This is a genomic window from Lentzea sp. (assembly GCF_035525475.1).
GTDB lineage: Bacteria > Actinomycetota > Actinomycetes > Mycobacteriales > Pseudonocardiaceae > Lentzea.
In genome coordinates this window covers 1-5,743 of sequence record NZ_DATLEC010000211.1, presented here as the reverse complement: position 1 = coordinate 5,743, position 5,743 = coordinate 1, and the positions used below count along the sequence as shown (strand labels likewise).

7 protein-coding genes are annotated in these 5,743 nt (G+C 70.2%); 6 read left to right on the top strand and 1 reads right to left on the bottom strand.

Annotated features, from left to right (window positions below; all coding sequences use genetic code 11):
* Window positions 1–496, top strand: a 496-nt coding sequence (locus VM306_RS32550; protein WP_325521672.1) for a maleylpyruvate isomerase N-terminal domain-containing protein, incomplete at its 5' end; no start/stop codon positions are given.
* Here the strand turns inward: VM306_RS32550 and VM306_RS32545 are convergent.
* The gene (locus VM306_RS32545) at window positions 493–1,071 is read right to left on the bottom strand and encodes a GNAT family N-acetyltransferase (protein WP_325521670.1); all 579 of its coding nucleotides are present in this window, start codon (window positions 1,069–1,071) and stop codon (window positions 493–495) included. The two genes, VM306_RS32550 and VM306_RS32545, sit on opposite strands and share 4 nt — an antisense overlap.
* Window positions 1,072–1,209: 138 nt before the next feature.
* Between VM306_RS32545 and VM306_RS32540 the strand changes: the two genes are divergently transcribed.
* The 5 genes from VM306_RS32540 (at window position 1,210) to ruvX (ending at window position 5,657) form a co-directional block, all read left to right on the top strand.
* Window positions 1,210–1,704, top strand: coding sequence for a DinB family protein (locus VM306_RS32540; protein WP_325521668.1), 495 nt, complete (start codon window positions 1,210–1,212; stop codon window positions 1,702–1,704).
* 93 nt (window positions 1,705–1,797) lie between these two features.
* Window positions 1,798–2,190 (top strand): DUF948 domain-containing protein, encoded by a 393-nt coding sequence (locus VM306_RS32535; protein ID WP_325521666.1) that lies wholly within the window; start codon window positions 1,798–1,800, stop codon window positions 2,188–2,190.
* Window positions 2,187–2,456, top strand: coding sequence for a hypothetical protein (locus VM306_RS32530; protein ID WP_325521664.1), 270 nt, complete (start codon window positions 2,187–2,189; stop codon window positions 2,454–2,456). Before VM306_RS32535 ends, VM306_RS32530 begins: the two co-directional genes overlap by 4 nt.
* A 56-nt stretch (window positions 2,457–2,512) precedes the next feature.
* Entirely contained in the window at window positions 2,513–5,182 is a 2,670-nt protein-coding gene (gene alaS, locus VM306_RS32525) for an alanine--tRNA ligase (RefSeq protein WP_325521662.1), read from the top strand.
* Window positions 5,169–5,657 (top strand): Holliday junction resolvase RuvX, encoded by a 489-nt coding sequence (ruvX, locus tag VM306_RS32520; RefSeq protein ID WP_325521660.1) that lies wholly within the window; start codon window positions 5,169–5,171, stop codon window positions 5,655–5,657. Before alaS ends, ruvX begins: the two co-directional genes overlap by 14 nt.
* Window positions 5,658–5,743 lie beyond the last annotated feature (86 nt).

The window sequence follows — 5,743 nt, the reverse complement described above, 5'->3', positions numbered from 1 at the left end:
CCAGGTCCTGCCCCTGCCGTCGATGATCTCCACGCCCGTGGGCGACGAGCCGGTCGTGCCGCTGATGGAGCACTACGCGCGGGCGAACTGGACCGAGCTGGACCTCGAGTCCGACTTCCACACCCGCATCCGCGCGGGCGGCGAGAAGCTCGCCGGGGCCGGTCACGCCGCGCTGTGCGACGAGGTCGGGCGGACGGTCCAGGACCTGGAGAAGACGCTGCCGGGCAGCGAGAACCGGCCGGTCCGGATGCCGCACTGGGGACCGTGGGCGCTGCCGCTGGACGAGTACCTGGTGAGCCGGCTGATGGAGCTCGTCGTGCACTCCGACGACCTCGCGGTCAGTGTCGGCGTGGACACGCCCGAGTTCCCGCGCCGCGTCACCGAGACGGTGATCGACCTGCTGACCCGCATGGCGCTCAACAAGCACAGTGCGATCGACGTGGTGCGTGCGCTCAGCCGCAAGGAACGCGCACCGCAGGACATCACCGCCTTCTAGCGACGGCAGACCATCAGCAGTGCGAGCTTGCCGGACAGCATGATCTCGTCCGCGGCCACGAAACCGCCGGCCTCGAACGACCTGATGGCGCGCACGTTGCGCACGTCCGGCTCCACCACGATCCGCGTGCAGTGCGGGTCGGCCTCGAACAGCGCGTCGGTGAGCCGGGGGAGCAGCGAGCGCACCAGGCCGCGGTCGGTCAGCGCGAGGTCGCCGACCGCGAGGTCCAGGCCGAGGTCGTGCGGCCGCGCCTGGTAGCACTGGGCCAGCGCGTCGCGGGCCGCCCGGTACACCTCGGCGTAGATCACCGGGCGGCCGTGCCAGCTGATCAGCAACGGCCGCACGTCGTCGCCGGCCAGGTGGTCCGCGAGCCGCCGCTCCCACCGCGGCAGCGGCCAGGCCCGCCGCCAGAACGCCGCCACGTGCGGGGCCTGGTTCCAGCGGTGGACCAGCTCCAGGTCGTAGCCGTCGGCACCGGCGAGACGCGCCTCCCACGGCTCGCCGAGGTCCGGGACCGGGGGAGCGTCCGCCCTGGTGTGCCTGCGGTAGGAGTCCAGGTGCGACACCGGCTTCACGAAGCCTCCTGCGAGAAGAGGGATTGCCTGACCGCCAGGGCGCGAGGCTGCGGTGTCAAGCCCTGTGTGACCGGTATTTCACAGGCTGTGACGGCAGCCGTCAATGAGCATTCCTCACACTCCCGTACGGTTGGCGCCATGGCGGAGACCCAGCGCGAACCGGTGCCCCGCGTCGACACGGGCGAGTTGGACGTCGCGCACGCCTTCCTGAAGTTCCAGCGCCACTGCGTGCTCAAGAAGGCGGAAGGCCTCACCGACGAGCAGCTCCGCCGGCGGCTGGTGGACAGCGGCACGTCCGTCCTCGGGCTGGTCCAGCACCTCGCGGAGGCCGAACGCGGGTGGTTCGGCCACCACCTCGCCGGCGGGGAGTGGTCGGAGGAGGCCGAGCTGGGCATGACCGTCCCGCTCGGCCGGGCCACCGCCGAGGTGATCGGCGAGTACCGCGCGGCCATCGCCGACAGCGACCGGGCGATCGAGGCCGCGGGCGACCCCGAGGCGCTCATGGCCGTCCCGGTCGACGGCACGCGCAAGTCGTTGCGGTGGCTCCTCGCGCACATGACCACCGAGACGGCCCGCCACGCGGGCCACGCCGACATCATTCGCGAGCAGATCGACGGCGCCACCGGTCGCTGAAGATCAACAAATGGTGCCGATCGGTGGAGTGTCCGACCCACCCGGTAATCTCATGCCCGATCAAGCCAGAACACCGGTTCACCAGGAGGATCTGTGTCGCCAGGGTGGCTCGCCGCCGGTGCCTTCGTGCTGCTCGTGCTGCTGCTGGCGATCCCGGCTTTCAAGGCCGCGCGCTTCTTCGACGAAGCGACGATCGCGATGCGCAAGGCGCACGAGAACACGGACCCGCTGTTCACCGAGGCCAACACGACGCTCACGCACGTGAACACGCAGCTCGAGCGCGTCGACGGCATCACCGCGAACGCGCGCGCCGTCACGGGCAACGTCTCCGCGCTCACCAGCCTCTTCACCGCCACGCTCGGCGGTCCGCTGGTCAAGGCCGCCGCGCTGTCCTACGGCGTGAGCAAGGCCGTCAAGGCGCGCCGCAAGGCCGCCGAGCAGCCCAACAAGCACTCCAAGCGCCGGTTGAGGCGGGGGTCGCGATGAGCCGTCTCTTCTGGTTCGGGCTGGGTGCCGCGGCAGGGCTGTTCGCCGCGAAGAAGGCCTCCGAGGTCGCAAAGCAGGCGACTCCCGCCGGCATCGGCGCTAACGTGGGTGACGGCCTGCGTGAGCTCGCGGGCGCCATCGGCTCCTTCGGGGCAGAGGTGCGCGCGGGAATGGCCGAACGGGAGCAGGAGTTGCAGGAGACCGTGGAACGTCAGACGGGATTCACGCCGGGGCGCCGAGCGCCCAGGGCGAACGGCAAGCACTAGTCGTTCGCCCCGCAGTCGTGCCCTGACCTTCCCCAGCAAGCAGCAAGGACCCTCCCGTGCAGACCCACGAGATCATCAAGCGTTTCCGCGAGCACTTCGAGCGCAACGGGCACAAGTTCATCCCGTCCTCCTCGCTCCTGCTCGACGACCCGAACCTGCTGTTCGTCAACGCCGGCATGGTGCCGTTCAAGCCGTACTTCCTCGGCGAGGCCCCGCCGCCCGCCCCGCGGATGACGAGCATCCAGAAGTGCGTGCGCACGCCGGACATCGACGAGGTCGGCAAGACGACCCGCCACCTCACGTTCTTCCAGATGGCCGGCAACTTCTCGATCGGCGACTACTTCAAGGAAGACGCCATCCGGTTCGCCTGGGACCTGGTCACCGGTTCGCAGGACGACGGCGGCTACGGTTTCGACCCCGAGCGCATCTGGGTCACCGTCTACCAGAACGACGACGAGGCCATCGAGCTGTGGCAGAAGGTCGCCGGCCTGCCGACCGAGCGCATCCAGCGCCGTGACGGCAAGGACAACTACTGGGACATGGGCGTGCCCGGTCCCGGCGGTCCCTGCTCGGAGATCTACTTCGACCGCGGCCCCGAGTACGGCCAGGAGGGTGGCCCCGTCGTCGACGAGGACCGCTACCTGGAGATCTGGAACCTGGTCTTCATGCAGGACGTCCGCGGCGAGCTGAGCCCCAAGGAGGGCCACAAGCCGATCGGGTCCCTGCCCGCCAGGAACATCGACACCGGCATGGGGGTCGAGCGCGTCGCCTACCTGCTGCAGGGCGTCGACAACGTCTACGAGACGGACCTGGTCCGCGCCGTCATCTCCAAGGCCGAGCAGCTGTCGGGCCGGAAGTACGGCGCCAGCGAGGTCGACGACGTCCGCTTCCGCGTGATCGCCGACCACGCCCGCTCCGGCGTCATGCTGGTCGGCGACGGCGTCACGCCCGGCAACGAGGCCCGGGGCTACGTGCTGCGCCGCCTGCTGCGCCGCATCGTCCGCAGCTCGCGCCTGCTCGGCGTGACCGAGCCGGTGCTGCAGCAGTTCGCCGAGGTCGTCCGCGACTCCATGGGCGAGGCCTACCCCGAGCTGGTCAGCGGGTTCGCCCGCATCCAGCAGGTGCTCAAGGCCGAGGAGGACACGTTCCTCCGCACGCTCGACGCCGGTTCGCGGATCTTCGAGGGTGCCGCCGCCGAGGTGAAGTCGGACGGTCGCGCCACGCTGCCCGGCGACAAGGCCTTCCAGCTGCACGACACGTACGGCTTCCCGATCGACCTGACGCTGGAGATGGCCTCCGAGGCCGGCCTGTCCGTGGACGAGGACGGCTTCCGCAAGCTGATGGCCGAGCAGCGCGCCCGCGCCAAGGCCGACGCCGCCGGCAAGAAGACCGGCCACGGCGACCAGTCGGTGTACCGCGAGCTGCTGGAGCAGGGCCCGACCGAGTTCACCGGCTACACCGAGCTCGCCTCCGAAGCCACGCTGCGCGGCATCGTGCTCAATGGCCAGCGGGTCAAGAGCGCCAAGGAAGGCGACATCGTCGAGGTCGTCCTCGACCGCACGCCGCTCTACGCCGAGTCCGGTGGCCAGGAGTCCGACGCCGGCACGATCGTCACGGGCAACGCCGAGCTGGAAGTGCTCGACGTGCAGAAGGTCGCCCGCAAGCTGTGGGTGCACCAGGTGCGCGTCCGCTCCGGTGAGATCGCCGAGGGCGAGCACGTCGAAGCCCGCGTCGACCAGGAGTGGCGCGTCGGCGCCCGCCAGGGCCACTCGGGCACGCACGTCGTGCACGCCGCCCTGCGCCAGGTGCTCGGCCCGTCGGCCCTGCAGAGCGGTTCGTACAACAAGCCCGGCTACCTGCGCCTCGACTTCGCCTGGACCGGCGGCCTGTCCGGCGAGGCCCGCTCCGAGATCGAAGAGGTCTCGAACCTGGCCGTGCGCAAGGACCTGCCGGTCTCCGTCGTGTACACGGACATGGCCGGTGCCCAGGACATGGGTGCCGTCGCCCTCTTCGGCGAGACCTACGACGAGACCGTGCGCGTCGTCGAGATCGGCGGCCCGTGGTCGCGCGAGCTCTGCGGTGGCACGCACGTCGAGCACTCGTCGCAGATCGGCCCGATCACGCTGCTCGGCGAGTCGTCGGTCGGCTCTGGCGTGCGCCGTCTCGAGGCCTACGTCGGCATCGAGGCCATGCGGTTCCTGGCCAAGGAACGCGCCATCGTGCAGAACCTCTCCGACATGCTCAAGGTCGGCTCCGACGGCCTGCCCGAGCGGATCGAGTCCCTGGTCGAGCGCCTGAAGTCCGCCGAGAAGGAGCTCGAGAAGGTCCGCGCCGCCCAGCTGCTCGGCAACGCCGGATCGCTGGCCGACAAGGCCCTCGACGTCCGCGGCCTGTCGCTCGTGGCCCTCGGCCTGGAGGGCGTGTCGGGCAACGACCTGCGCACCCTCGGCGGCGAGGTCCGCAACCGCCTCGGGAACAAGCCCGGTGTGGTGGCCCTGTTCTCGGTCGACGGCGACAAGGTGAGCTTCGTGGTCGCCACGACGTCCGCCGCCCGCGACCTGGGGCTCGCCGCCGGCAAGCTCGTCCCGGTGTTCGGCCCGGCCATCGCCGCCCGCGGTGGCGGCAAGCCGGACCTGGCCCAGGGTGGCGGCACGAACCCGGCCGGTGTTCCCGAAGCCATCACGGCTCTCACGAACGAACTGGACAAGGTGCTTGAGCAGCGCTGATTCAACTGGTGTCGGCGATCCGGGCCTCGGAAGGAGGCTCGGCGTCGACGTCGGATCGGTTCGTGTGGGAATTTCTCTCAGCGATCCGTCGGCGTTTCTGGCGACTCCGCTGGTTACCCTGCAGCGTGACGAGAAGGGCGGCTCGGACCTCACCGAGCTCGTACGTCTCGTGGCCGAGCATGACGTGGTCGAGGTCGTGGTCGGTCTGCCCAAGACACTGGCGGGTCGGCACGGTCCGGCAGCGGAAGCGGCCACCGCGTACGCTGCCGCCCTGGCCGAACGCATCGCTCCGGTGCCGGTCCGGTTCAGCGACGAACGACTGACGACGGTCGTGGTGAGCCGGGTGCTGGCACAGCGCGGTGTGAAGGGCAAGAAGCAGCGTGCCGTGGTCGACCAGGCTGCCGCTGTCGAGATCCTGCAGTCTTGGCTGGACGCACGGGCACGGATTGTGGCCGCCCGAAAGGACGAGGTGTGAGCGACGATCTCGGGTTGTTCACCGACCCCGAAGCCGACGAGCGCGAACGGCGCCCGCTCAAGCGCGACAACAGCGCCCGCGACAAG